Annotated in this window: 26 protein-coding genes; 14 read left to right on the forward strand and 12 right to left on the reverse strand. The window is 66.3% G+C overall.

All coding sequences use genetic code 11. From position 1 onward, the window contains the following. Positions 1 to 24 precede the first annotated feature (24 nt). The 3 genes from ftsA (at position 25) to lpxC (ending at position 4,261) form a co-directional block, all read left to right on the forward strand. A complete protein-coding gene (gene ftsA, locus RIC54_RS11525) occupies positions 25 to 1,317 on the forward strand; it encodes a cell division protein FtsA (RefSeq protein WP_350097135.1) in 1,293 nt (430 codons plus the stop codon). Between the two features lie 196 nt (positions 1,318 to 1,513). Further along, entirely contained in the window at positions 1,514 to 3,145 is a 1,632-nt protein-coding gene (gene ftsZ, locus RIC54_RS11530; protein WP_350097137.1) for a cell division protein FtsZ, read from the forward strand. Between the two features lie 168 nt (positions 3,146 to 3,313). Then, positions 3,314 to 4,261, forward strand: a complete 948-nt coding sequence (gene lpxC, locus RIC54_RS11535) for a UDP-3-O-acyl-N-acetylglucosamine deacetylase (protein WP_350097139.1) — start codon at positions 3,314 to 3,316, stop codon at positions 4,259 to 4,261. Here lpxC and RIC54_RS11540 read toward each other — a convergent pair. Further along, positions 4,231 to 4,917 carry an FMN-dependent NADH-azoreductase gene (locus RIC54_RS11540; RefSeq protein WP_350097141.1) on the reverse strand — a complete coding sequence of 229 codons (687 nt, stop codon included), beginning with the start codon at positions 4,915 to 4,917 and terminating at the stop codon, positions 4,231 to 4,233. The two genes, lpxC and RIC54_RS11540, sit on opposite strands and share 31 nt — an antisense overlap. Before the next feature lie 198 nt (positions 4,918 to 5,115). On the opposite strand from RIC54_RS11540, the gene RIC54_RS11545 reads away from it, so the two are divergent. After that, complete coding sequence (locus RIC54_RS11545; protein WP_350097143.1) at positions 5,116 to 6,036, forward strand: LysR substrate-binding domain-containing protein; 921 nt, start codon at positions 5,116 to 5,118, stop codon at positions 6,034 to 6,036. On the opposite strand, the gene RIC54_RS11550 is transcribed toward RIC54_RS11545, so the two are convergent. Beyond that, a complete protein-coding gene (locus RIC54_RS11550; RefSeq protein ID WP_350097145.1) occupies positions 5,993 to 6,427 on the reverse strand; it encodes a MerR family transcriptional regulator in 435 nt (144 codons plus the stop codon). The genes RIC54_RS11545 and RIC54_RS11550 overlap by 44 nt on opposite strands. 71 nt (positions 6,428 to 6,498) lie before the next feature. On the opposite strand from RIC54_RS11550, the gene merF reads away from it, so the two are divergent. From merF to merB, 3 genes are read left to right on the forward strand one after another with little or no spacing between them, the layout of a single operon-like run. Next, entirely contained in the window at positions 6,499 to 6,714 is a 216-nt protein-coding gene (gene merF, locus RIC54_RS11555) for a mercury resistance system transport protein MerF (RefSeq protein ID WP_350097147.1), read from the forward strand. 14 nt (positions 6,715 to 6,728) lie between these two features. Further along, positions 6,729 to 8,156 carry a mercury(II) reductase gene (merA, locus tag RIC54_RS11560; protein WP_350097149.1) on the forward strand — a complete coding sequence of 476 codons (1,428 nt, stop codon included), beginning with the start codon at positions 6,729 to 6,731 and terminating at the stop codon, positions 8,154 to 8,156. A 19-nt stretch (positions 8,157 to 8,175) separates the two neighbouring features. Next, complete coding sequence (gene merB, locus RIC54_RS11565; protein WP_350151036.1) at positions 8,176 to 8,832, forward strand: organomercurial lyase; 657 nt, start codon at positions 8,176 to 8,178, stop codon at positions 8,830 to 8,832. Positions 8,833 to 8,907: 75 nt separating this feature from the next. On the opposite strand, the gene RIC54_RS11570 is transcribed toward merB, so the two are convergent. Next, a complete protein-coding gene (locus RIC54_RS11570; RefSeq protein WP_350097153.1) occupies positions 8,908 to 9,810 on the reverse strand; it encodes a branched-chain amino acid aminotransferase in 903 nt (300 codons plus the stop codon). 129 nt (positions 9,811 to 9,939) lie between these two features. On the opposite strand from RIC54_RS11570, the gene RIC54_RS11575 reads away from it, so the two are divergent. The 4 genes from RIC54_RS11575 (at position 9,940) to RIC54_RS11590 (ending at position 14,312) form a co-directional block, all read left to right on the forward strand. Next, positions 9,940 to 10,473 (forward strand): MarR family winged helix-turn-helix transcriptional regulator, encoded by a 534-nt coding sequence (locus RIC54_RS11575; protein ID WP_350097155.1) that lies wholly within the window; start codon positions 9,940 to 9,942, stop codon positions 10,471 to 10,473. A gap of 62 nt (positions 10,474 to 10,535) precedes the next feature. Next, positions 10,536 to 11,240 (forward strand): response regulator, encoded by a 705-nt coding sequence (locus RIC54_RS11580; protein ID WP_350097157.1) that lies wholly within the window; start codon positions 10,536 to 10,538, stop codon positions 11,238 to 11,240. Positions 11,241 to 11,254: 14 nt separating this feature from the next. Beyond that, positions 11,255 to 12,682, forward strand: coding sequence for an ATP-binding protein (locus RIC54_RS11585; protein WP_350097159.1), 1,428 nt, complete (start codon positions 11,255 to 11,257; stop codon positions 12,680 to 12,682). A gap of 97 nt (positions 12,683 to 12,779) precedes the next feature. Next, a complete protein-coding gene (locus RIC54_RS11590) occupies positions 12,780 to 14,312 on the forward strand; it encodes an ATP-binding protein (RefSeq protein ID WP_350097161.1) in 1,533 nt (510 codons plus the stop codon). A 21-nt stretch (positions 14,313 to 14,333) separates the two neighbouring features. Here RIC54_RS11590 and RIC54_RS11595 read toward each other — a convergent pair whose 3' ends face one another. The 9 genes from RIC54_RS11595 to RIC54_RS11635 all read right to left on the reverse strand — a co-directional run bounded on the left by RIC54_RS11595 (position 14,334) and on the right by RIC54_RS11635 (position 21,923). Further along, the gene (locus RIC54_RS11595; RefSeq protein WP_350097163.1) at positions 14,334 to 14,687 is read right to left on the reverse strand and encodes a tRNA-binding protein; all 354 of its coding nucleotides are present in this window, start codon (positions 14,685 to 14,687) and stop codon (positions 14,334 to 14,336) included. A gap of 170 nt (positions 14,688 to 14,857) precedes the next feature. Then, positions 14,858 to 15,289, reverse strand: coding sequence for a phasin family protein (locus tag RIC54_RS11600; RefSeq protein ID WP_350097165.1), 432 nt, complete (start codon positions 15,287 to 15,289; stop codon positions 14,858 to 14,860). A 163-nt stretch (positions 15,290 to 15,452) separates the two neighbouring features. Continuing rightward, positions 15,453 to 16,295, reverse strand: coding sequence for a hypothetical protein (locus tag RIC54_RS11605; protein WP_350097167.1), 843 nt, complete (start codon positions 16,293 to 16,295; stop codon positions 15,453 to 15,455). Positions 16,296 to 16,384: 89 nt separating this feature from the next. Further along, entirely contained in the window at positions 16,385 to 17,536 is a 1,152-nt protein-coding gene (locus tag RIC54_RS11610) for a M24 family metallopeptidase (protein WP_350097169.1), read from the reverse strand. Positions 17,537 to 17,538: 2 nt separating this feature from the next. Beyond that, positions 17,539 to 18,303 carry a peptidoglycan editing factor PgeF gene (gene pgeF, locus RIC54_RS11615; protein ID WP_350097171.1) on the reverse strand — a complete coding sequence of 255 codons (765 nt, stop codon included), beginning with the start codon at positions 18,301 to 18,303 and terminating at the stop codon, positions 17,539 to 17,541. 25 nt (positions 18,304 to 18,328) lie between these two features. Then, positions 18,329 to 19,411 (reverse strand): class I SAM-dependent methyltransferase, encoded by a 1,083-nt coding sequence (locus tag RIC54_RS11620; protein ID WP_350097173.1) that lies wholly within the window; start codon positions 19,409 to 19,411, stop codon positions 18,329 to 18,331. Continuing rightward, on the reverse strand, positions 19,408 to 20,226 hold the full coding sequence (gene lgt, locus RIC54_RS11625; protein WP_350097175.1) for a prolipoprotein diacylglyceryl transferase: 819 nt from the start codon (positions 20,224 to 20,226) through the stop codon (positions 19,408 to 19,410). The genes RIC54_RS11620 and lgt overlap by 4 nt, the downstream gene beginning before the upstream one ends. Positions 20,227 to 20,300: 74 nt before the next feature. Further along, positions 20,301 to 21,293: an ADP-glyceromanno-heptose 6-epimerase gene (gene rfaD, locus RIC54_RS11630; protein WP_350097177.1), complete on the reverse strand. Its 993-nt coding sequence runs from the start codon at positions 21,291 to 21,293 to the stop codon at positions 20,301 to 20,303. A gap of 45 nt (positions 21,294 to 21,338) precedes the next feature. Then, complete coding sequence (locus RIC54_RS11635) at positions 21,339 to 21,923, reverse strand: HD domain-containing protein (protein ID WP_350097179.1); 585 nt, start codon at positions 21,921 to 21,923, stop codon at positions 21,339 to 21,341. 142 nt (positions 21,924 to 22,065) lie between these two features. Between RIC54_RS11635 and RIC54_RS11640 the strand changes: the two genes are divergently transcribed. The 3 genes from RIC54_RS11640 (at position 22,066) to proC (ending at position 24,091) form a co-directional block, all read left to right on the forward strand. After that, positions 22,066 to 22,443: an accessory factor UbiK family protein gene (locus RIC54_RS11640; protein WP_350097181.1), complete on the forward strand. Its 378-nt coding sequence runs from the start codon at positions 22,066 to 22,068 to the stop codon at positions 22,441 to 22,443. Positions 22,444 to 22,761: 318 nt separating this feature from the next. Further along, on the forward strand, positions 22,762 to 23,265 hold the full coding sequence (locus tag RIC54_RS11645) for a type III secretion system chaperone family protein (RefSeq protein ID WP_007673237.1): 504 nt from the start codon (positions 22,762 to 22,764) through the stop codon (positions 23,263 to 23,265). Between the two features lie 4 nt (positions 23,266 to 23,269). Further along, positions 23,270 to 24,091: a pyrroline-5-carboxylate reductase gene (proC, locus tag RIC54_RS11650; protein WP_350097183.1), complete on the forward strand. Its 822-nt coding sequence runs from the start codon at positions 23,270 to 23,272 to the stop codon at positions 24,089 to 24,091. Positions 24,092 to 24,120 lie beyond the last annotated feature (29 nt).

Genomic DNA, 24,120 nt, shown 5'->3' on the forward strand with positions numbered 1-24,120 from the left:
CAACAGGCGAGCAAGGATCACCCCGTGAAGAAACCCCTCGGCAAACCTCGCAGTGGACTGGTCGCCGCACTCGACATCGGGTCGAGCAAGGTGTGCTGCTTCGTTGCCAGGATCGGCGAGCCTTCGGCAAACCCGCTGCTGGCGCGCGCCAGCGGCGTGCCGGCGGGCTCGATCCGGGTTGCCGGCATCGGACATCAGATCTCGCGCGGCGTGAAGAACGGCCAGATCGTCGACATCGACGCCCTGGAAGCCTCGATCCTGAACGCGGTGCACGCCGCCGAGAAGATGGCCGGCGAAACCCTGCGCGGCGTGATCGTCAACCTGTCCGGCGGCTGGCCCGACTCACAGACGGTCGGCGTCGAGGTCTCGATTGCCGGGCATGAGGTCGGCGAGACCGATCTGCGCCGGGTGCTGGACCAGTGGCGCAGCCTGAACGGCCTGGAGGACCGCGACCTGATCCACTCGATCCCGGTCGGGTTCACCATCGACGGCGCCAACGGCATCCGCGATCCGCGCGGCATGTACGGCCAGACCCTGGGCGCGCACATGCACGTCGTGACCGCCGGGACCGGCGCGGTGCGGACGCTCTCCACGGTCATCGAGCGCTGCCATCTGGACGTCGAGGCGCTGGTCGTGTCGCCCTACGCCTCCGGCCTGTCGACCCTGGTCGACGACGAGATGGATCTGGGCGTCACCGTGATCGACATGGGTGGCGGCACCACAAGCTTCGCGGTGTTCTACGACGGCAACGTGCTCCATACCGACGCGATCCCGGTCGGCGGTCACCACGTGACCAATGACATCGCCCGCGGCCTGTCGACGCCGATCCTTGCGGCCGAGCGGATCAAGACCCTGTATGGCAGCGCCCTGCCCTCGCCGCTGGACGATCAGGAGACCATCGACGTTCCGACGATCGGCGAGGAGGACCACTCCCAACCCAATCATGTCGCCAAGTCCCTGCTGGTCGGAATCGTGCGGCCACGGATCGAGGAGACCTTCGAGTTGGTCCGGTCGCGGCTGGAGGCCAGCGGCTACGACAAGGTCGCCGGCCGCCGGGTCGTCCTGACGGGAGGCGCCAGCCAGCTGCCGGGCGTTCGCGAGTTGGCGCAGCTGGTCCTGGACAAGCAGATCCGCCTCGGTCGGCCGACCCGGGTGCAGGGCTTGGCCGAAGCCGCCGGCGGTCCGGCGTTCTCGACCTGCGCCGGGCTGCTGGCCTACGCCGCCAACCCGCATATCGACGCCACCCGCATGGCGCCGCCGCCGCAGCCGACCGGCGTCGCCGGCCGGGTCGGTTCCTGGTTCCGGGAGCACTTCTGATGCGCCCCGCGATCACAACACCCCGAGTTCTCCAACCTGCCGGCGCCGGCCTGCGCCGGCGCATGGCCAGGGTCGACCGAACCCCCGTCGGAGACCCCCTGGCCAGCACACCCGGGCGCCGCCCGCCCGGCCGAAGACCCAGCGGCGTGAGCCGCCGTTTCCCCCGACCCCAGAGCTGTCATCCCCGGAGGCCCCAATGACCATCAACATCACCGTCCCGCACGACGACAACGAAATGAAGCCCCGCATCGTCGTGATCGGCGTGGGCGGCGCCGGATGCAATGCCGTCAACAACATGATTCGCTCGAACCTCGAGGGTGTTGATTTCGTTGCCACCAACACCGACGCCCAGGCCCTGAAGCAGTCGCTGGCCGACCGGCGCATGCAGCTCGGCTCCGAAGTCACCCGCGGTCTCGGCGCCGGCTCGCGTCCGGACGTCGGCAAGGCCGCAGCCGAGGAGTCGATCGACCAGATCCTCGAGCACCTCGGCGACAGCAACATGTGCTTCATCACCGCCGGCATGGGCGGCGGCACCGGCACCGGTGCGGCGCCGGTCATCGCCCAGACGGCGCGCGAGCGCGGCATCCTGACCGTCGGCGTGGTCACCAAGCCGTTCCACTTCGAGGGTCAGCACCGCATGCGGATCGCCGAAGCCGGCATCGAGGAACTGACCCAGTACGTCGACACCCTGATCATCATTCCGAACCAGAACCTGTTCCGGGTGGCGAACGAGAAGACCACTTTCGCGGACGCCTTCAACATGGCCGACGACGTGCTGCACTCCGGTGTGCGCGGCGTCACCGACCTGATGATCATGCCCGGCCTGATCAACCTCGACTTCGCCGACATCCGCACGGTGATGAGCGAGATGGGCAAGGCGATGATGGGCACCGGCGAGGCGTCCGGGGAGAAGCGGGCGATCGACGCCGCCGAGTCGGCGATCAACAACCCGCTGCTCGAAGACACCACGATGAAGGGTGCCAAGGGCGTCCTCATCAACATCACCGGTGGCTTCGACATGACCCTGTTCGAGGTCGACGAGGCGGCGAACCGGATCCGCGAAGAAGTCGATGCCGACGCCAACATCATCTTCGGCTCGACCTTCGACGAGAAGCTGGACGGCATGATGCGGGTCTCGGTGGTCGCAACCGGCATCGCGGCCGAGGGCCAGGCGATCAAGCCACGCCCGCAGTTGTCGCTGGTCCGCGCCCAGGCGGCCCGCACCGCCGAGAAGGCGGCCCAGGTCGAAGCCTCGGCCGCGGCGCCGATCACCGCACAGACGGCTCCGCAGATCATTCCGCAGCCGGCCGCCGCGGTATCGGCGATGTCGACCCTGGACATCAGCCGGCAGGCCGCCGGCGGTATCGGCGAGTTGAGCATGCCGCAGATGCCGGCCGCGACGGCCGGTGCCCTGGCGCTCGACACCCAGGAGGACCATGACGCGGCTCCCCAGCCCCAGCCGAACGTCGATGAGCAGCCGTTCATCGCACCGGCGGCGCAGGTCCCGCAGCGCCGGCCGGACGCAACCGCCCGTACCGCGGATGTGTTCCACGCCAGCGACCTGATCAACGCGGCACCGAAGGCCGAGCCGGCCCGCGGTCGCGGCCCGAGCCTGTTCCGGCAGATCACCGGCCTCGGGCTGAAGGCCGACAAGCCGGAGCCGGCGCCGGTTCGCACCGAGGCCCCGCGGTCGGCCGCCCAGCCGCCGGCGGCACCGGCGGCCCAGCCACGGCTTGGCGCCCTCAACCCGGGCGACCGGGTCCGGCCGAGTCAATCGGAAGACGAAATGCTGGACATTCCGGCGTTCCTGCGTCGCCAAGCCAACTGAGACCGGTTACGGTGAAAGCCTGGAACCCAACGGATTCCTCAGCATTTCACCGTAACACTCGGTAACAAAGAGTGATTTGGGTGCCCCGGTAGGTGTTGATACATCTACCGGGGTTTCTTTTTCCGTTGAGACCTTCAACGCCAAATCCGGCATCTGGAAGGTGAGTGCATGGCAACCAGGACACAATCACCCGGCATTGGGTACCGATCAGGCCTTCGGCAGAAGACGCTGAAGCAGCCGATCCCATGCCGTGGGGTTGGCCTGCATTCCGGCGCCGTGGTCTCGATGGTACTGCGTCCGGCCGGAGCCGACAGTGGCATCCGGTTCCTGCGCACCGACATTACCGATCGCGATCCCTGGATCACCGCCCGCTATGACCAGGTGGTGGACACCCAATTGTGCACGGTGATCGGCAACAGCGACGGCGTCCGCGTCGGCACGATCGAGCACCTGATGGCGGCCCTGGCCGGCTGCGAGATCGACAACGCGATCATCGAGATCGACGCCGCCGAGGTCCCGGTGATGGACGGCTCGTCCGAGCCGTTCGTATTCCTCATCGACTGCGTCGGCACGGTGGAGCTGGACGCCCCGCGCCGGGCCATCGAGGTGCGCAAGCCGATCACCGTCGGCAACGCCGCGCGCGGCCTGACGCTGGCGCCGGCGGACGCGTTCTCGGTGGATTTCGAGATCGATTTCGCCAGCCCGGTGGTGTCGCACTCGACCCTGGACGTCCGGCTGGTCAACGGCACCTTCAGGCGCGAGATCGCCAAGGCCCGCACCTTCGGTTTCCTGGAGGATGCCGAGCGGTTGCGCGCCATGGGACTTGCGCTGGGCGGCTCGCTCGACAACACCGTGGTCGTCGACGGCGACCGGGTGCTGAACGAGGAAGGCCTGCGCTTCGACGACGAGTTCGTGCGCCACAAGGTGCTGGATTGCGTCGGTGACCTGTATCTGGCCGGCGCCCCGATCCTGGGCCGCGTCACCGCCACCCGCTCGGGGCACCATACCAACAACGAGGTCCTGCGCGCGCTGTTCGCTGATCCGACCGCCTACGCCGTGGTCGAGATGCCGGAGAGTGCGTATGCCTATGCCGAGGCCCTGCCGGCGACGGCTTGAGGCAACGCCTCCGCGGCAAGCATACCGGCCATCCTGACCGTCTCCGCTTCGGCTCGTTCAACCGAAAGCGCGTGGCGGTCGTCGCCAAACTCCTGATACTCGACCGCAACCGTATGGATCGCATCGGCGGCGACTCCCAGATAGCGGGCGCACGTCGCAATATGCGGGTCCAACTGGTTGAAGCGCGCCCTCGGGCCGCCCGGCTCGAAGCCGAATTCGCCGCGCGAACTGAGGACCAGCAGCCGTTTGCCGGACATCATCGGTTCCAGCGGCCAGTCGCCACGGCCGAGGTCGAAAGAGAACGTGCGTCCGATCCTGATCACCTGATCGAACCAGGCCTTCAGCGCGCTCGGCATCCCGTAGTTGTACATCGGTGTGGCCAGCACGATCAGGTCCGCCGCTTCCAGTTCGTCGATCGCCGCATCGGACCAGGACAGCACCCGGCGCATCGCCGCATCGCGCCGATCCTCGGGCGTGAAGCACGCGGCAATCCAGGCCTGCGTGACGTGCGACGGTGGATCAATGGCAAGGTCGCGGCGAATGACCCGGTCGGCCGGACGGTGGGTGAGCCATTTGTCAACGAACCGCCGCGACAGCCGCCGACTGATCGACCGGTCGGTTCGGGGACTGGCGTCAAGGTGCAGAATCGTTGTCATGTGCCTGCTCGTCAAAGGGGTTGAGCCGGGGCCGAACGCAAGCGCCGCCCGGCGGTCAGTCGTCACCCAGGGCCGCAGCCCCAGATGACTGCTGCTTATTTCGTGGATCTATGACCTGTGACAAATCGGGAGTTTTCATCCGATAGATGATCTGAGATCATCTATCAGTTTCTCGATGCTCCATCGGACTCGCCACGAATGCGACGCCTGCCGTCACTCGGAGCCCTGCGCGCCTTTGAAGCAGCGGCCCGCCACCAGAGCTTCAAGCAGGCCGCCGCCGAACTTGGGGTGACGCCGACGGCGATCAGCCATCAGGTCCGCCAGCTTGAGGAATACCTTCGTGTCGCGTTGTTCAGGCGACAGGTCCGCAGGGTGGTCCTGACGCCGGAAGGCGATGCGCTTTATCCGGTCCTGCAAAGGGTATTCGACACGATCGCCGAGTCGGTTGACGCATTGCGGCGGCGGCCGGTTCGGCGGGTGGCGACGCTGTCCGCCACGGTCGCGTTCACTGCCAGGCTTCTGGTGCCGCATGTCGCCGCGTTCCGGGTGCTTCATCCGGACTGGGATCTACGGCTTCACGCGTCCGACGATCCGGTCGACCTGCATGCCGGTGAGGCTGATGCCGCGATACGCTATGGCCCTGGACGATACCCGGGCCTCACCGCCATGCCGGTCATCACGGACCGTTTCCTGCCCACCTGCAGTCCGCATCTCGGCCTTACGCGGCCACAGGATCTCGCCGGGAGCGTGTTGATCCACTTCGAGTGGCGCGCCGCCGGGCCCGAGTCCACGCGACCAAACTGGCGCGCCTGGGCACGACGGGCCGGTGTCGAGGGCTTCGATGCCGCTTCCGGGATCACGTTCAGCGACGAAAGCAGCGCCATCCAGGCGACCATCGCAGGCCAAGGTGTCGCCCTGCTGAGTTCCGCCCTGGTGGCCGGCGAACTCGCCTCCGGGGCACTTGTTCAGCCGTTCGGCCCGGCCCTGGACGGGTCGCACTACGACCTCGTGTTCCCGATCGATGCCGAGGACCGGCCCCCCGTCGCTGCGCTGCGCCGCTGGGTGGCGTCCGTGCTCATCCCCCGTCTCGCGTCGGCTCCCCAAGCATCTCCTCGATGATTGCGCAGTCCGGCACCTGATCGCCGGAACAGCGCTCAGCCATGACTGACAGGGTGCGCTCCAGTCGCTGCAGGTCACGAATACGGTCTCGCACACTGGTAAGGTGAGTCATGGTCATGGCCTGGATCTCACCGCAGGTGTAGGCGTGCTCGTCGACCATCGACAGCAGGCTTCGCAGTTCCTCGATCGGAAACCCAAGTTCCCGAGCCCGCAGAATGAAGCGCAGTCGCCGCTGGTCCGCCTCGCGATACTGGCGATGCCCACCGACGCTGCGGGCGGGCGGTGCAAGCAGGCCGATCTTCTCGTAGTAGCGCACCGTTTCAATGTGGCACCCGGCCCGTTTCGCCAGTGTACCGCGGGTCAGAACATCTCGCGAAGTCGTGAACGTCATGCCGGAGATCCCTCTTGAACCTGTAGCTGCGACAGAGTCGATCGTAGCGTCCGGTACTGACGGAGACCACCATGACGTCTGGCGGAAACCTGCTGCGAACCGGTGTGATCGGCACCGTGATAGTCGCGCTTTGCTGCTTCACCCCGGTCCTGGTGATCTTGCTGGGCGCAGTCGGCCTGTCGGCGCTGACCGGATACCTCGACCTCGTGCTGATCCCGGCTCTGGGATTTTTCATCCTGCTAACGGCGTACGCGCTGTACCGCCGCAGCGGGCAACCGCAGTCCTGAGAGCAGGAACAGTCATGTCTCAATGTTGCGACGAACCTTCCGGCAGCGGCCATTTCGACCTCGCCGTTCTCGGCGCTGGATCGGCCGGGTTCTCTGCCGCCATCACTGCCGCCGATCTTGGAGCCCGCGTCGCGCTGATCGGCTACGGAACCATCGGAGGTACCTGCGTAAACGTTGGCTGCGTGCCATCCAAGACGCTGATCCGTGCGATGGAGTCGGTGCACGGCGCCCAGACAGCTGCGAGATTCGGCGGCATCGCCGGCGATGCCCGGATAACCGAATGGCAGGCAGTGGTTGCCGGCAAGGACGAGTTGGTTTCCTCGCTGCGCCGCCGCAAGTACCTCGACCTGCTGCCCGAGTACCCCGGTATTGCGTACCGCGAAGGTTCGGGTCGACTGGTCACTGATGGCGTCGAAGTCGCGGGCACTCTTATCCGGACCGACCGGGTAATCATCGCGACCGGCGCATCGCCGAGTATCCCCGCCATTCCTGGTATCGAGACCGTTGAGTGCCTGACCAGCACCACGGCGCTTGAGTTGACGGTACTGCCCGCGACGTTGCTGGTGCTGGGTGGGGGTTACATCGGCTGCGAGCTGGCGCAGATGTTCCAGCGGGCCGGGGTTTCGGTAACGCTGGTCACCCGCTCACGACTGATGCCCGGCGCAGAACCGGAGATCTCCGACGCGCTGACCGACTTTCTGCGCGACGCCGGCATTGTGGTGGTCACCGGCCTTGCCTACCGACGGGTTCGCAAGGAGGAAGACGGCATCGTGCTCACAGCGGTAAAGGACGGCAAAACCTTTGATCTGCAGGCCGACCGGCTGCTGGCGGCGACCGGTCGCACGCCGAACTCGGCAGGCATGGGGCTGGCCGCGGCCGGCGTGACCACTCGATCGGGTGGCAGCGTGATTGTCGACGGACACCTGCGCTCGAGCCAACCAGGCGTCTATGCGGCGGGGGATGTCACCGGGCGCGATCCATTCGTGTATATGGCGGCTTACGGTGGCAAGATCGCCGCGCTCAACGCTCTGGGAAGCGATCCACGGCAGTACGACCACGCGACGATGCCGTGGGTGGTGTTCACCGACCCGCAGGTCGCCGGCGTCGGATTGACCGAAGCGGCGGCCGGGGATGCGGGACATCGGGTCAAGACATCCATCCTGCCGCTTGACCAGTTGCCTCGAGCCCTGGCCGCTCGCGACACGCGCGGCCTGATCAAGCTGGTCGCCGATGCCGATACCGACCGCCTGCTCGGCGCCCAGATCCTGGCGCCGGAGGGCGCAGATGCCATTCAGACGGCCGTGCTGGCGATCAAGCACGGCATGACGACGATGGCACTCGGCGAAACCATCTTCCCGTACCTGACGACTGTCGAAGGTCTGAAGCTGGCGGCCCAGGGATTCGGACGGGACGTCTCCAAGCTGTCCTGCTGTGCCGGATAGCGATCAGCGGAGGAATGCGATGAGCGACGCAATCGCGGAATATCTGCGCCGGGGATGGTTCGCCAGTGGCGATGCCGTATCGCAGACCGTGCTGCTCTGCCTCTACCGTCAGCTGGCCAAAGGACATCCGGTTGCACCGGCTGATCTGGCCGCCGCCGCATCGGTCGATCCCATCAACGTGGAAGGCATCATCCGGGCGATAGAGCCGACCCGGATCCAGTTTGACGAAACCGGGCGCAAGATCGTTGCGTATGGCGGGCTAAGCCTTGAACCGACCAAGCACCTCTTCGTCTTCTCCGGACAGGTGCTGTACACGTGGTGTGTGTTCGACGCGTTGTTCCTGGCAGAGATTTTGGATGGGAGCGCGGACGTTTCGTCCCGCTGCCCTGCTACCGGCATTCGTGTGTCCCTGACCGTCACCCCGACGGGGGTGTCCGATATCGAGCCCGCGGGAACCGTCATGTCGTTCGTCATGCCGACCGCCGAGGCGCGCTGTAGCGATCTCCGCGGTGCGTTCTGCAATCACGTCAGTTTCTTTGCCTCGCCAACCGCGGGAGAGGCGTGGCTCGCCAGCCAACCGAACGGCCGCATCGTCACCCCGGCCGAAGCGTTCCGATTGGCTGGTATCCGCAACCGGGCCACGTTCAACGCGATTTCAATAGGCCGAATTCCCTGAAGACGAACCCGATCAAAGAAAAAGCCCCGGCAGACGCCGGGGCTTTCTCTGTTCGATCAATGCGCAGTTGGCGTCTTACTCCGCCGCCTGCGCGCTGGCCGGGGCCGAACGGACCAGGGCGTCGTAGTCCTCCACCAGGGCACGGGTGATGTCGCCGGGAGTAAAGGTGTAGTCGGCGATCGAGCCGACCGGCGTCACCTCCGCGGCGGTGCCGGTCAGGAAGCATTCGGCGGCGTTCGCCATCTCCTCCGGCCGGATCTGCCGCTCGACCACCTCGAAGCCGCGGGCCCGGGCCAGATCGATGACCGTGCGCCGGGTAATGCCGTCAAGGAAGCAGTCCGGGGTCGGGGTGTGGATCTTGCCGTCCTTCATGACGAAGAACACGTTGGCGCCGGTCGCCTCGGCCACCAACCCGCGGTAGTCGAGCATAAGGGCGTCGTGGAAGCCGTCGCGCTCCGCCTTGTGCTTGGACAGCGTGCAGATCATGTACAGGCCAGCCGCCTTGGCATGCACCGGAGCGGTGTCCGGTGCCGGGCGGCGCCAGCTCGACAGGGCCAGACGGATGCCCTTCATCTTGGCGGCGGGGTCGAAGTAGGACGGCCATTCCCAGGCGGCGATCGCCAGGTGGATGCGGTTGTTCTGGGCGGAAACGCCCATCATCTCGCTGCCGCGCCAGGCGACCGGACGGACATAGCCGTCGACAATCCCCATGGAGTCGATCACCGCCCGCTTGGCCGTCTCGATCTCGGCGGCGCTGTACGGGATCTCGAAGTCGAGGGTCGCCGCCGAGCGCTGCAGACGCTGGGTGTGCTCCAGCGACTTGAACACCCGGCCGCTATAAACGCGTTCGCCCTCGAACACGGAACTGGCATAATGCAAAGCGTGAGTAAGCACGTGCAACTTGGCGTCCCGCCACGGGATCAGAGCGCCGTCGAACCAGATCGCACCGTCACGGTCGTCGAAGGGAATCAAGGACATGGTGTCGCTTCCTGCCTGGCTGTCGTCCGGCGTTGCGCCGGTCAGAAACGATCCGTGGACCGCTTCATGAAGTTCTTTTGTGTCTCAGTTTACACCGACCGCATAACATTCGGAAGAAAGTAAGTCAACATGGTTGACGTAAAGGGCATCGCGAATCCGCTGTTCCTGCGCGAGGAGGAACTGCGCCAGGCGATCGAGATGCTGTTCTTCGCGTACCGCGACTTCACCGGCGAGCCGGACACCATTCTGGCCGGCCTCGGGCTCGGGCGGGCGCATCACCGGGTGATCTACTTCGTCGGCCGGAACCCCGGCATCACCGTGTCGGAACTGTTGCGCATCCTGCGGATCACCAAGCAGAGCCTGTCCCGGGTCCTCAGCCATCTGGTCGAGGAGCAGTACATCGTGCAGCGGCCGGGCGAGCGCGACCGGCGGCAGCGGCTGCTGTCCCTCACCCAGCGCGGCATCGAACTCGAACGGCGGCTGACGGCCAACCAGCGCGAACGCATTGCCACCGCGTTCCGCAACGCCGGCGCCGAGGCGGTCCAGGGTTTCAACCTTGTTCTGCACGGCATCATCGACCCGGAAGACCGTCCGCGGTTCGATGTTCCCGGCGTCGGTGGGCCAACTGCCGCCGCGCGTCTCAAGGCCGGTGGAAAGCGCTGAACCGCAAGGCCATGGCCGAAAGCCCTCAAACCCTTCCAAACCAGGCGATGCCGGACGAAACAATGGTCCCCGAGGATCTGCCGCACATCCTGGTCGTCGACGACGACCACCGGCTGCGCGAGCTGCTGCGCCGCTTCCTGTCGGACAACGGGTTCCGGGTATCGGCCGCCGGCGACGCGGCCGAGGCGCGCGCGCGGATGGCCGGCGTGGCCTACGACCTCATGGTCCTCGACGTCATGATGCCGGGGGAGAGCGGCATCGAACTGACCCGGGACCTGCGCCGCAGTGAGCGGATACCCATCCTGATGCTGACCGCCATGGGCGAAGCCGAGCACCGGATCGCCGGGCTGGAAAGCGGTGTCGACGACTATCTCGCCAAGCCGTTCGAACCGCGCGAACTGCTGCTGCGGATCCGCACGATCCTGCGCCGGGTCGGCGAGCCGGCGGTTGCGCCCGCCGCAGCGGCGGACACCGAGGTGAGGTTCGGACCGTTCCGCTTCGACCTTGGTCAGAACATCCTCTGGCGCGGCGATACCCCGGTGCGGTTGACCGAGGCCGAAGCCGCCTTGCTGCGGGCCTTTGCGCTGGCTCCCGGCGTCACCTTCAGCCGCGAGGATCTGGTCGACAGCAGCGCCGTCAACGGTGGAATCCGGACTGTCGACGTGCAGATCACCCGCCTGCGTCGCAAGATCGAGCCGGACTCTAAATTCCCTCGGTTCTTGCAGACTGTCCGCGGAAAGGGTTACGTGCTGCGACTGGAAAGCTGAGGTCCGCAGCAGAGATGGCCGACGCGACCCGAACCGACCGACCCGCGCTCTCCGGCGCCACCCGGTCTCGCCGCAAACCGGATGACGGTTCGGCGGCCAAGGGACAGGACGGCTTCAAACTCGACCGCTGGGTGAAACAGTTCTTGCCGAAGACGCTGTTCGGCCGCGCTCTGTTGATCATCGTCACCCCCCTGGTCCTGATGCAGGCCATCTCGGCCTACGTGTTCTATGACCGGCACTGGGAGATCATGACCCGGCGGCTGGTCCACAGCCTCGCCGGCGACATTGCGTTCCTGGTCGAGGAACTGCGTCCGCCGATCACCGAGGAGGCGGTAACCCGGCTGTCGGAACGGACGATACGGCATTTCGACTTCGAGCTGGCTTGGCGGCCGGGCGACATCCTGCCTAACCGGCAGCCGATCACCCTGTTCGACGACACCCGAGACGCCATGCAGGAAGCGATGCGCTCGAAGGTGCGGCGGCCGTACGTGATGGACACCGACTCGATCGACCGGCGGATCGAGGTGCTGGTCCAACTTCCCGACGGGGTGCTGCAGGTGCTGGCGCACAAGAAGCGGCTGTTCAGCTCGACCACCTACATCTTCCTGATCTGGATGGTCGGCTCCTCGCTGGTGCTGTTCGCCATCGCCATCATCTTCATGCGCAACCAGATCCGTCCGATCCGCCGGCTTGCCGTAGCCGCCCGTGCGTTCGGCCTCGGCCGGGACGTCACCGGCTTCAAGCCGGAGGGTGCGACCGAGGTGCGGCAGGCCGCCAACTCGTTCCTGCAGATGAAGGACCGGATCAATCGGCAGCTTACCCAGCGCACCGAGATGCTGGCCGGGGTCAGTCACGACCTGCGCACGCCGCTGACCCGCATGAAACTGCAGCTGGCGATGCTGGAGCATGCCCAGGAGATCGACGACCTTCAGGCCGACGTCAGCGAGATGGAGAAGATGGTCGAGGGCTACCTCGCCTTTGTGCGGGGCGAGGGCACGGAGACGCCGGTTCCCAGCGATGTGGCGGAACTGGTCGCCGACATCGTTCAGTCGGAACGCCGGGACGGGCCACCGATCAGCTATGAGCGTCCGGACCCCGGCGAAGCCGCCCTGCCGGTGCGCCCGAACGCCCTGAAACGCGCGCTCGCCAACCTGATCCAGAACGCCAAGCGGTACGGCAAGCACATCACGGTGACGGTGGTCCGGACCGGCGAGCAGGTCGAGGTCCTGATCGACGACGACGGCCCGGGTATCCCCGACGACAAGCGGGCCCACGTCTTCCAGCCGTTCGTGCGCCTGGAGCCGTCGCGCAACCCGGCGACCGGCGGCACCGGCCTCGGCCTGACCATTGCGCGCGACATCGTGCGCGGCCACGGCGGCGACCTGACCCTTGAAGAGTCGCCTGCGGGCGGCCTACGGGCAGTCGTCCGGCTGCCGATCTGATCCCCGACAACTCCTGCGCGCAGAACCGGGCCGCACGGGCGTTAACGGTTTGTTGGCGAACAATCGCCTACACCGGCGCGACCAGAACGAGGCTAGCATGCGCATCTCCATCCAACCGGCGCGCGAACGCGTATCCGGGATCCTTTCCGCCACCGCATTCAGCATCGTCGTGGCGTTCTCGATCGGCATCGGGCTAGCCAGCTACAAGTTGAGCGTCTACTGGTTCGAGACCAACAAGTTCGAGGAGCAGGTTACCGCGCTCAGGCTGGTCGACGCGTTTGTAGCCAACTACAGCGATCTGCGTGGTTCTCAACTGGACAGCGACGCGCCGGTTCCGGCGACCTTCAGGGCGCATTCCATCGAACGCTTCAACCGCTCCCGCCTCGGTGATTGGGCGTTGCGCCTCGACTGGCTGGGAATCCCCGGCCGAGAGATCCGGACGGCTCCACGGGATGCCGCGACCGCCGCAGCCATCCTGGAGGCAGTCCGTACCGGAAATCACCAGCCGAGCAGCCAGTGGTGGATCACCGAGGGGAAACGAACGTTCCGCACGATCGCGCCGTCGGTAGCCAGTCAGCAGGCCTGTGTCGACTGTCACAACCAACAGCTCGACGGTCGCCAGCCCTGGCGCCTGAACGACATCATGGGAGCGTTCGTGATCGACGTCCCGGCGGAAGACTTCCTGACCAAGACCCGCGACCAGTCGATCCTGATCGGCATCCTGTTCTTTGTCATCGCCGGTTCGGTCGGTGCCGCGATCCTGCGCCTGCAACTGCTCAGACAGGAAACCGCTATCGCAGCGTTGACCGAGCGGGAACGCATGGCTGTCGAAGGCCAGAAAGCCGCCGAAGCCGCGAATCAGGCGAAATCGGAGTTCCTGGCGATGATGAGTCATGAACTTCGCACCCCCCTGAACGCCATCATCGGGTTCTCCGAGCTGATGGCGAGCGGTCTCCACGGTCCGCTCCCGCCGCGCCAGCACGGCTACGCCACGGACATTCAGCAGAGCGGCCGGCACCTCTTGAACGTGATCGGCAACATCCTCGACCTCGCCGAAGCGGAATCGAAGCAGGTCAACCTGTTCGACGTGGACGTCGAGTTGGAGGCCGTCCTCGAGCCGTGCTTGCGGCTGATCGCGCGCCAGGCATCGAAAGCACAGGTTCACGTGACGGCGATCCTGCCAAGCGGGGTGCGATTGCAGTGCGACGTCACCAAGCTGCGCCAGGCCGTGCTCAACCTGCTGTCGAACGCCGTCAAGTTCACCGATCCCGATGGCGATGTCCGGGTCAGCGCCTCGGTGCGGGGCGATGGGTGCCTGGACATCACGGTGGCCGACACCGGCATCGGCATCCGCCCCGAGGACCTGCCCCGGATACTGAAGCGGTTCGAGCAGGTCGAATCGCAGATGCAGCGCAGCCGCGAAGGGGCCGGCCTCGGGCTGCCGCTCGCCAAAGCGCTCACCGAGGCCCATGGCGGCGTACTGGAGATTGCCAGCGACTTCGGTCGCGGAACCACCGCCCGTATTGTGTTACCGGCCAAACGCGTGCTTGTGCGACCGGATCAACAACCTGACGAAGTGGCCCGTCCGGCCACGTTGCGCTGGGATCCAAACGCGGAATGTCTAGCCTGATGACGTGGGAACGGCCGACGCCTAGTGCAGGCGGCCGCCGTTCGGTACGGGATGGGTCGGCTGGATCAGAACGACATTGCCATCCGCGTCGGGAAACCCGAGGACAAGGATCTCGCTCATGAAAGGGCCGATCTGACGAGGCGGGAAATTCACCACCGCCGCCACCTGCCGCCCGATCAAGACCTCCGGCGTGTAGAGCTGGGTGATCTGGGCCGAGGACTTGCGGATCCCGATCACAGGTCCGAAATCCACCCAGAGCTTGAAGGCCGGTTTGCGCGCCTCCGGAAACGGCTGGACGTCCGTCACAGTGCCAACCCGGATGTCGACCTTGAGAAAGTCGCCAAATCCGATGGTTTCAGTCGCGTCGCCTGCCATTGTCCGTCTCCTGACTCGCCCGCCTGCCCAACTCGCGTGGCCGGGTAGCATGCTGTCTTCGTCAATGGCAAGGCACGGAACCACGTGGCCCGAAATGCCGAGAGGCCGTCCCGGTTGTCCGGCACGGCCTCTCAACACACACGCCTCGGGAGGGGCGTTGGATCGCGGTCTTACTTCTTGGCCTTCTCGGTCAACGCGCGGATCTCGTCGAGGGACTCGGCGACCCGCTTGTTGATCACGTCGAAGGCTTCGCCGTTCGACTTCGCGACCATCTCGGACAGTTCCTTCATGTTCGCGATCGCCTTCTCGAAGGCGGTCTTCGTCAGCTCGGTGCCCTTGGCGGCCTTCGCCTCCGGGGCGCCGTTGCTCATGAACGACTGCATGTTCTTCTGAAGCTCTTCCACCGTCTGGCGCATGATGTCCGCCTGGCGCTTGGCGATCGCCTGCATGCCTTCGACGGCCAGCTGGTTGGCGCTGGTCAGAGCTTCGATGTTCTTCTTCTGGGCGGCGACGACGGCGTCGACGTCCACATTCGGAATCTTGAACTCACCCATCATCTTCTGGACGTCCATGTCCATGAAGGGGTTCTTGAACTCGGTCATGATGATCTCCTGTTGCCCGGCTTGAACGCTTCGTCCCGCAGTGGCGGCGCGATGCTGCACCGCACAATTACGAAGCATAGATGCTGTCGGACCGGACTGGTGTCAATGGATTTTTGTGCAGTGCAGCAAAATTTTTCACAGCACCCATACCGCCAGGATTAGGTCAGTTCGCCAGGGTCGCCCGTCCGGCACCCACCGCGGCGCGCGCCGCCTCCGACTCCTTCAGCAGACCGACAATCCCGCCAAGCGCGGCATCGGCGATCGGGGCCGCAACGGCACCCCAGCTGTGGTCCAGAGATCCGCCGGGCACCACGTTGGCCTGATCCACCACGCCGATCTGCTTGCCGTGCGCATCGAGCACGATCCATGAGATCACCACCCGGTCGTTGCCGGTGTTGAGCCGGGTGATCGAGACATCGCCCTGCACCACGTGGCCGTTCTCGGCAACATCGGTGGTCAGTTGCACTGGCGCTCGGCCCAGGGCCAACTCCAGTGCGCGCCGCAGCAGGTCGTTGCCGTCACCAGGGGCGCCGTCGACCGGATAGACCGCGACCTTCGGAACGCTGGCCACCACGACCGGCTGCTCCGGCCGCAACCATGCGGCAATTCCGGCGGTCGACTGCGCCAACTGCTCATCGGACGCGACGATGTCTGTGCGCTCGCCAATCACCGTTCCGTCCGAGCGCGCCAACGTCCAGGCGATCTCCATGCGGCCGTCCGGCAGTCGACGGCCGGCGCCCGACAGAAACAGGCTCGCACGGTTGCTGATCCTCACATTGGCGGCCACATCCTGCTTCTGCAGCGCCTCGGCCGCCAGATCGGCGATCAACTCCCCGGTCTCCGGCGGTACGCCTTCCACCGGCAGCACCACCACCCCCTCGGTGGTCGGCGCGATCAGGAATGGCGCCTTTGCGAGATTCGCCTCGTCCTTGGAGAAGGGCTGCGGGACCTGCCCGCAGGCTGCCATCAGCAGCAAGCTGCCCAGGCCGACGACAGATCCGATCACATGACCCAGCATCCGACCATCAACCCGAGAAACAGCATGGCGAGAAAGATCAGCAGGTGCGGCATGACCGGGATATGCCCGTAGCCGCGCTACTTTGCAACGAGCTCCAACGGCATCGACGAAAGCCGCTCCGGCGCACCATTCGTAACGATGACGGTTTCACCCAGGCTCATGGCCAGATTTGCGTCGCTGTCCATCAGGATCATGTGCAGGAAGAACACCATGCCCGGTGCCGCCGGTTCCGGATTGCCGTGGTAGAACATCGGGTAGTCCATCCACATCGGCGCGAACACGGCGCCCAGCGAATAGCCGCAGGCGTTCAGCCGGGCATCGCGGAATCCGTGCGCGTCCATCACCCGGGCGTGGGCGTCGAACACCTCGCCGATCGGTCTCCCCGGACGCAGCGCCGCCTTGCACGCCTCCAGCGCTTCCGCGCAGGCGTCGAACATGCGCCGCTGGCGATCCGGCACCGGCCCGATCGGGATCGTGCGCATCAGGCAGGCGTGGTAGTGCCGGTATGCCCCGGCAAACTCCAATGTCAGTTGATCCGCACTATCCAGGACACGCCGGCCGGAGAAATACCGGCACAGCAGGGCGTCCGGACCGGAACCGATAATGAACTCGTTGCCGGGGTAGTCGCCGCCGCCGGCAAACACCGCTCCCTGCATGGCCGCCAGGATCGCCCCCTCATCGGCGCCCGGCCCGGTCAGCCGGTGCGCCTCGCGCAGCGCGTCGTCGGCCAGTTCCGCCGCGCGCCGCACATAGACCAGCTCGGCCGGCGATTTCACCATCCGCAGCCGGGACACCAGCTCGGAGGCGTCGACCAGCGTGGCGAACCCATCCATCGCAGCATCCAGCCGTTTGCCGTTGCGGGCGTTCAGGCCGTAGCTGTCGTACTCCACGCCGAAGCGTCTGCCGCCCGCCGCCTTCTCGTCCAGCAGGGCGCGCAAGTCATCGGCCGGCGACGCGCCGTCGCGGTCGACCCAGATCCGGATGTCCTCGATCAGGCTGGTATTACGGGCCTGCCGCAGGTCCGGCGCCCGGGTCAGCAGCGCCAGCGTGCCGTCGGCGCCGAGATACAGGCACTGGAAGTAGCAGAACCCAAATGTGTCATAGCCGGTGAGCCAGAACATGCTCTCCTGCTTGAACATCAGCAGCCCGTCGAACCCGGCCTCCGCCATGGCCGCCAGGGTCTGCGCACGCCGCCGGTCAAACTCGGTGCGTTCGAAATGCAGGGCCATGCTCAGGCTCCCAGGGTTATCGCCGCGAGTTGCCGACCGTAGTCCGGATGGCCGCGGTGGCACGAACGGCGATAGCTGAAGAAGTTGGCCTCGTCCTGGCAGGTGTCGCTGTCGAGCCGATAGACCTCGGCAAGGCCGAGAGCCGTCAGGCGCAGTGCCAGATACCCGGACAGGTCGAACAGAAAATGCCCCTCGCGTTCGGCCTGCTCGAAGAACCGGGCGTTCTCGCGGTCCTGCTCCAGGAACGGTTCGGGGAACTCCGGCCCGACTTCATAGGATCGCAGCGCGATGCACGGGCCGATCGCCGCCCGGATGCCGTCCGGCCGCGCGCCCAGTTCGATCATTGCGTCAACCGTCGCCTCGCACACCCCGGTGACGGCACCGCGCCAGCCGGCGTGGCAGGCGCCGATCACCCCGTCGTCGGGCGCGGAGAACAGCACCGGCGCACAATCCGCCGCCAGCACGCCGAGCGCGACGTTGGGGGTCATGGTCACGAGCCCGTCGGCCTCGCGCCGGTCTTCGGGATCGCTGGTCTCGTCGACCACGACGACTTTGGCCGAATGGACCTGATGGTTGGTGAAAAGCGCCGACGCCGGCAGGTCGAGCGCAGCCATCGCACGAGCCCGGTTGGCGTTCACGTCGGCCAGCGAATCCCCGCTTCCACGGCCGCAGTTCAGCGAGGTGTAGATGCCGCCGCTGACCCCGCCACGCCGCGTGAAGAACGCGTGGCGGACCCTGCCTTCGTCGAAGCCGTCGATCTGGATCACCGCCTTGGTGCCCTCTCGTTGCTGATCACTCGAATCCCGGGGGTGGAGGCGCGTCGGCGCGGGTCCAGGCCACCGCTTTGAACAAGGTGCCCATTTCGTCCGGGTGGATCAAGCGAGCGCACGCACCTCGGACGGCCGCGCCCTGTTCCGTCGTCGCGGCCCGGCACAGCGCTTCGGCCCGCGCCTCGATGCCGAGCCGCTGCAGGAAATCACCCTGTCCGACCGGCCCGTGCTGGACAGCACCCGCTTCGGTGACCGCTCGGCCCAACGCGCCGAAGTCCACATGCGCGGTCAGGTCTGCGTCCCCCAGCGTGGCCAGGATGTCGGCCGGCCGGTGCCGCCGCACCGCCTGCAGGGTGTCGCCGACTGCGCTTACCCCGTGACCGTAGTCGATCGCCAGCACCGCGCCACCGAACCGGTTCAGCCGATCGGCCAAGGTCCGGGCGATCGACAGGCCGGCCGGGCAGACCTCCGCCAGCGCACCATCCGGCGCGCGCTCCCGCAGCCGGGGGTCGAGCAGGCCGGCATGCGGGGACGCGCCAGGCGCCAGTGTCCAGACGAACTCCTCGGCATCGGCTGCGACCGCCATCCGCCGTTCCCGCCAGTTGCGGCCATCGCGGACCAGTTGCACGATCGGCAGCGCGTCGAAGAACTCGTTGGCGATCACGATCGCCGGCTGATCCGGCAAGGAGTCGAGCCCGTCATGCCAGCGTGGCCGGGCTCCCTGCAGCCGCGTGGCCTGATGCCGACGCAGCGCCGGACTCGCCTCGACCAGATGTACCGAAGTTGCCGCCCGGAAGGCCGGCACCCCCGCTGATGCGCGCAGGGCGTCGGCCATCAACGTGCCGCGTCCGGGTCCGAGTTCGACCAGCGCCACCGGGTCCGGCGCCCCCATGCCCTGCCAGACCACCGCAGCCCACAGCCCGATCAGCTCGCCGAACATCTGGCTGATCTCTGGCGCGGTCACGAAATCCCCGGCGGCTCCGAACGGGTCGCGGGTGGTGTAGTAACCAAGCTCTGGGTGGACCAGCGCCGCCGCCATCACGTCGGCCACCGACAGCGGGCCCTCGGCGTGGATCCGCCGCCGCAGGTGGTCCGCAACGCTCATCGCGGCGCGGGTACCACCGGCGGTCGGCTGCGGGCATAGAGAATCAGCGCGAGCCCGACCACAATCATCGGCAGGGACAGCAACTGCCCCATGGTGGCGCCAAAGCTCAGGAAGCCGATGTGGGCATCCGGTTCCCGAAACAGCTCGGCAAGCGAGCGGAAGACCCCATAGCCGACCAGAAAGGCGCCTCCGACCTGCCCCGGGCGCTCGCGGATCTCCGGCCGACGCGCGATGACGAGCAGGATGACGAACAGCAACGCGCCCTCCATCGCCGCTTCGTACAGCTGCGACGGGTGGCGGGGCACCGGACCGCCACGCGGGAACACCATGGCCCAGGGCACGTCCGGAGCCGGTCGTCCAAACAACTCGGCGTTCACGAAGTTAGCGAGGCGGCCGAAGAACAGGCCGATCGGCGTGGCCGCCGCCACGATGTCGCCAACCACCACGAACGGCACCCCGACACGGCGGGCAAACAGCCAAATGGCCGCCAGCACACCCAGCAGGCCGCCGTGGAAGGCCATCCCGCCCTGCCAGACCATGAAGATCTCCAGCGGGTTCTGCAGGTAGTAGGGCAGATTGTAGAACAGCACGAAGCCAAGCCGGCCGCCGAGCACGATGCCAAGCGTGGCGTACAGCACGAAGTCGTCAATCGCCGACGGCTCGAAATAGACCGGCCGTCGCCTAGCCAGCCACAGGCAGTAGCGCCAACCGAGCAGGATCCCGGCGATGTAGGCAAGCGCATACCAGCGCACGGCGAAAGGTCCGATGGCGATCGCGACAGGATCGATGATCGGGAAGGCAATGGCAGGCAGCATGGCGTCTGACCGTTGGTGGATCGTGGGCGTCGAGGTTTAGGCGCTGCCGCCGGGGACGGCAATTCCGAACAAAGCTATCGGTACGGATCGTCGGCCGTCAGGAACTCCTGCACGTAGCGCCGCACCCCTTCCTCCAGGGTCGTGAACTGGCCTGGAAAGCCGGCCTCGCGCAGCCGCTCCATGCGAGCCTGGGTGAAGTACTGGTAACGGTCACGAATCGCTTCCGGCATGTCGGCGTAGTGGATGTGCGGGTCGCGGCCAAGGGCGGCGAACACCGCGTTGGCCAGGTCGGCGAAACTGCGGGCCGTGCCGGTCCCCAGGTTGAAGAGGCCGTTCACCGACGGCGTGTCGTACAGCCACAGCATCACGTCGACGCAATCCTGGACATAGACGAAGTCGCGCTTCTGGCCGCCGTGGTCGATGCCCGGCCGATGCGACTTGAACAGGGTCGCCGATCCCTCGGCGCGGATCTTGGGGGTGATATGGGCCACCACGCTCTGCATCGAACCCTTGTGGTACTCGTTGGGGCCGTAGACGTTGAAGAACTTCAGGCCGGCCCATTGCGGCGGGTGAATGCCCCGGCCGACCAGCTTGGTCGCCTGCCGGTCGAACAGGTGCTTCGACCAGCCATAGGCGTTCATCGGCCGCAGCCTGGCCAACCCGGCCGGGCTGGCGTCGTCGTCGAACCCGCTGTCGCCGTCGCCGTAGGTCGCCGCCGAGGATGCATAGATCAGCCGCGTGCCGTGCTTGGTGCACCAGTGCCACAGATCCAGCGGCAAGGTCACGTTCTGGCGAACGATCAGATCGGCGTCGCGCTCGGTGGTCGACGAGATCGCGCCGAGGTGGAAGATTGCCTCGATTCCACCGGCGTGGGTTTCCAGGAAGGCGAAGAAGTCCTCCGGCTGGATGATTGCGGCCAGGTCACGCTTGGCGATGTTCTTCCACTTGTCGTCCTGGCCAAGCCGGTCGACCACCACCAGGTTCGGTCCATCCGCACCGAACCGCTGCTCCAGCCCGGCAACAAGGTTGGAGCCGATGAATCCGGCACCGCCGGTGACCACGATCATGTATGCGCGTCCTTGTGGGTTGAACGAGTTGGTCCGACGGGCCGATTAGCCCCTGGGCGGCCGGAAGGTCGCCGGCTGCGCAAAGATCCGCCGCACCATCGGCTCGAACGCCTCCATCGGCATGGTGTCGTAGGCCGGATCGAAAGCCGGCGCATCGTAGCGCTCGCAGAACCTGACGGTGTGCTCGAACGCCGGGTGCCCCCGATGCATTTCACGCAACGTGTTGTCGCGGCCGAGGTGCTGCCAGTAGTAGTAGCCCTGGAACACGCCGTGCATCAGCACCATCCAGGTGTTCTCCTCCGAGACATAGGGCCGCACGATCGAGGCCGCGAACGACGGATGGTCGACCGGCGCCATCAGTTCGCCGATGTCATGCAGCAGCGCGCACACGATCAGTTCCTCGTCGGCCGGATCGTCCCGGTACGCGCGGGTGGCGGTCTGCAGGGAATGCTGCAGGCGATCGACCTGGAAACCGGAGTTGGCCCCGTCCATCAGCCGCATGTGACCGAGGACGAAATCTGCCATCTCGGTGCGCTGGATCTCCGACTCGTTACGGGCCAGCATCCGGATATCCTCCGGTGATGCTTCCTTGAGGTCGGTGAACCGGACGTGGTCGCGGATGGTGACCATGGCGTCCTCCCTGCCGTCGCTGAAATCGGCAGCGAGAGTACACCCGACGCCCTCCCCACCCAAGCACGCAGGACCGGATGATCCTGGCCGTCCCGTTGCGAAGGCCGGGTTCACGTGCCATATCCGCTACAGGAGGTGCGTCATGCAAACCCAAAGCCGATTCTTCGACGACATTGCCCGCGTCGCCAACGGCGCGCTGAGCGCTGCGGCCGGCGTGCGTGCCGAGATCGAGCAACTCGTGCGTCAGCAGTTCGACCGGTTCCTGGCCGACCGCGACCTGGTGACCCGTGAGGAGTTCGAGGCGGTCGAGGCGGTGGCGGTGAGGGCCCGCGAGGAGCAGGAGAAGCTGGCCGCACGCGTGGCCGAGCTCGAGGCGGCCCTGGCAGGCAAGAAGGCGGCCCCCAAAGCGCCTGGAAAGCCGACGCCCAAGCCGACCGCATCGCGCCGCCGGGCCGCGGCGCGACGCCCGGCCCCACGCCGGCAACCGTCCGACGACAGCCCGTCGGGAGAGGGGTCCTGACGGTCCGAACTGGCGGGTGATTCGCCCCCTGAGGCGCCCCTGCGCCGGAATATATTGAATATCAATGACATTTGAGATGCCGATATCGGGATCGGCATTTACTTAATATCAACACCTTCGCGCGTAGAACTATATCTGCGTGTTAAACTTTTTAGATCCGCGAAATCTAGTGTTGAACTGGGATTCCGAGTTTGAAATCCTAGTGGTCGTGGTAACTCGGCGGCCTGCGCCACAATATGTGGCCGACAAGCACACCTGTCGGCCACCCCAGGGCCGCCCCGACGCGCCGGCTCGCGCGCCAGAAGGGAGCCTTTCGACATGTCGCTATCGTATGTCGACTCCAGCACCACCCAACAGAACCCGCTTGACCTGCTCGAGGAGATCGTCGGAGCCAACGACTGGGCGTTCGATCGCGCCAGCATTGACGAACTCGCGGTCGAGATATCCGGACGCTGGTGTGACTACCGCCTCTATTTCCTCTGGCAGGAGGATCTCGGTGCGCTGCATTTCTCCTGCCTCCTGGAAAGCCGGGTCCCGGTGGAGAAACGCCGCGAGGTCAGCATGCTGCTCGCCCTGCTGAACGAGAAGATGTGGCTCGGCCATTTCGACCTGTCGTCGGACGACGGCACACCGATGTTCCGCCACACCCTGCTGGTTCGCGGCGCCGGCGGCGTGTCGGTCGAACAGATGGAAGATCTGGTGGAAGTCGCGATGGGCGAGTCCGAGCGGTTCTTCCCGGCCTTCCAGTTCGTGATCTGGGGCGGCAAGTCCGCTGAGGAAGCCATTGCCTCGTCCCTGCTCGACGTCGAAGGCGAGGCCTGATCCCATGAGTGCATCCCCCCTGCTGCTGGTCGGCTGCGGAAAGATGGGCGGGGCCATGCTGTCCGGTTGGCTCGCCGGTCCCGAAGCTGCCGGAGGCGTACACGTCGTCGAGCCGCATGCCGCCTCGATGGGCGACCTCGCCGGCCGCAAGGGTGTGACGGTCCACGCCAGTGCCGACACTGTGCCGGACGGGCTTGCCCCCGGCACGGTGGTCCTGGCGGTCAAGCCGCAGTCGATGGACCAGGCGCTGGTTCCGCTGAAGCGGTTCGTCGCACCGGGCACCTGTTTCCTCTCGATCGCGGCCGGCAAGACCATCGGCTATTTCGAAAAGCACCTGGGATCGTCGGCCGCAGTGGTCAGGGCAATGCCGAACACCCCGGCGGCGGTCGGCCGCGGCATCACCGCCTACGTGGCCAATGCCAATGTCGACGGCGGGCAGAAGGCCCAGGCGCATCGGCTGCTGCAAGCCGTCGGCGACGCCATGGAGGCCGACTCGGAGGACTGGATCGACGCGGTGACGGCGCTGTCCGGCGGCGGTCCGGCCTATGTCTTCCTGCTGATCGAGGCGCTGGCGGCGGCTGGGGTGAAGGCCGGCCTGCCGGAGGAGTTCGCCATGCGGCTGGCCCGCGCGACCGTCTCCGGTTCCGGCGAACTGGCGCGCCAGTCGAACGAACCGGCCTCGCAGTTGCGCATCAACGTCACCAGCCCCGGCGGAACCACCGCAGAAGCCTTGAAGGTACTGATGGATCCGGCTGCCGGCATTCAGCCGATCTTCGACCGGGCGATCGCCGCGGCAACGGCACGCTCAAAGGAACTGGCAGGCTAGATCATCTCGCCTCCGCCCCTGGACGTTCG

The sequence above is a fragment of the Thalassobaculum sp. genome, from assembly GCF_040219215.1.
Taxonomy (GTDB): domain Bacteria; phylum Pseudomonadota; class Alphaproteobacteria; order Thalassobaculales; family Thalassobaculaceae; genus Thalassobaculum_A.

Coding starts and splice junctions, on each gene's coding strand:
- RIC54_RS11640 (WP_350097181.1), top strand. CDS start 22,066: ATGCAAACCCAAAGCCGATTCTTCGACGACATTGCCCGCGTCGCCAAC.
- merA (WP_350097149.1), top strand. CDS start 6,729: ATGTCTCAATGTTGCGACGAACCTTCCGGCAGCGGCCATTTCGACCTC.
- proC (WP_350097183.1), top strand. CDS start 23,270: ATGAGTGCATCCCCCCTGCTGCTGGTCGGCTGCGGAAAGATGGGCGGG.
- lgt (WP_350097175.1), bottom strand. CDS start 20,226: ATGCTGCCTGCCATTGCCTTCCCGATCATCGATCCTGTCGCGATCGCC.
- ftsZ (WP_350097137.1), top strand. CDS start 1,514: ATGACCATCAACATCACCGTCCCGCACGACGACAACGAAATGAAGCCC.
- merB (WP_350151036.1), top strand. CDS start 8,176: ATGAGCGACGCAATCGCGGAATATCTGCGCCGGGGATGGTTCGCCAGT.
- RIC54_RS11600 (WP_350097165.1), bottom strand. CDS start 15,289: ATGACCGAGTTCAAGAACCCCTTCATGGACATGGACGTCCAGAAGATG.
- RIC54_RS11645 (WP_007673237.1), top strand. CDS start 22,762: ATGTCGCTATCGTATGTCGACTCCAGCACCACCCAACAGAACCCGCTT.
- merF (WP_350097147.1), top strand. CDS start 6,499: ATGACGTCTGGCGGAAACCTGCTGCGAACCGGTGTGATCGGCACCGTG.
- RIC54_RS11575 (WP_350097155.1), top strand. CDS start 9,940: ATGGTTGACGTAAAGGGCATCGCGAATCCGCTGTTCCTGCGCGAGGAG.
- RIC54_RS11570 (WP_350097153.1), bottom strand. CDS start 9,810: ATGTCCTTGATTCCCTTCGACGACCGTGACGGTGCGATCTGGTTCGAC.
- RIC54_RS11590 (WP_350097161.1), top strand. CDS start 12,780: ATGCGCATCTCCATCCAACCGGCGCGCGAACGCGTATCCGGGATCCTT.
- RIC54_RS11540 (WP_350097141.1), bottom strand. CDS start 4,917: ATGACAACGATTCTGCACCTTGACGCCAGTCCCCGAACCGACCGGTCG.
- RIC54_RS11585 (WP_350097159.1), top strand. CDS start 11,255: ATGGCCGACGCGACCCGAACCGACCGACCCGCGCTCTCCGGCGCCACC.
- RIC54_RS11635 (WP_350097179.1), bottom strand. CDS start 21,923: ATGGTCACCATCCGCGACCACGTCCGGTTCACCGACCTCAAGGAAGCA.
- RIC54_RS11595 (WP_350097163.1), bottom strand. CDS start 14,687: ATGGCAGGCGACGCGACTGAAACCATCGGATTTGGCGACTTTCTCAAG.
- RIC54_RS11545 (WP_350097143.1), top strand. CDS start 5,116: ATGCGACGCCTGCCGTCACTCGGAGCCCTGCGCGCCTTTGAAGCAGCG.
- RIC54_RS11620 (WP_350097173.1), bottom strand. CDS start 19,411: ATGAGCGTTGCGGACCACCTGCGGCGGCGGATCCACGCCGAGGGCCCG.
- RIC54_RS11610 (WP_350097169.1), bottom strand. CDS start 17,536: ATGGCCCTGCATTTCGAACGCACCGAGTTTGACCGGCGGCGTGCGCAG.
- RIC54_RS11550 (WP_350097145.1), bottom strand. CDS start 6,427: ATGACGTTCACGACTTCGCGAGATGTTCTGACCCGCGGTACACTGGCG.
- RIC54_RS11580 (WP_350097157.1), top strand. CDS start 10,536: ATGGTCCCCGAGGATCTGCCGCACATCCTGGTCGTCGACGACGACCAC.
- lpxC (WP_350097139.1), top strand. CDS start 3,314: ATGGCAACCAGGACACAATCACCCGGCATTGGGTACCGATCAGGCCTT.
- rfaD (WP_350097177.1), bottom strand. CDS start 21,293: ATGATCGTGGTCACCGGCGGTGCCGGATTCATCGGCTCCAACCTTGTT.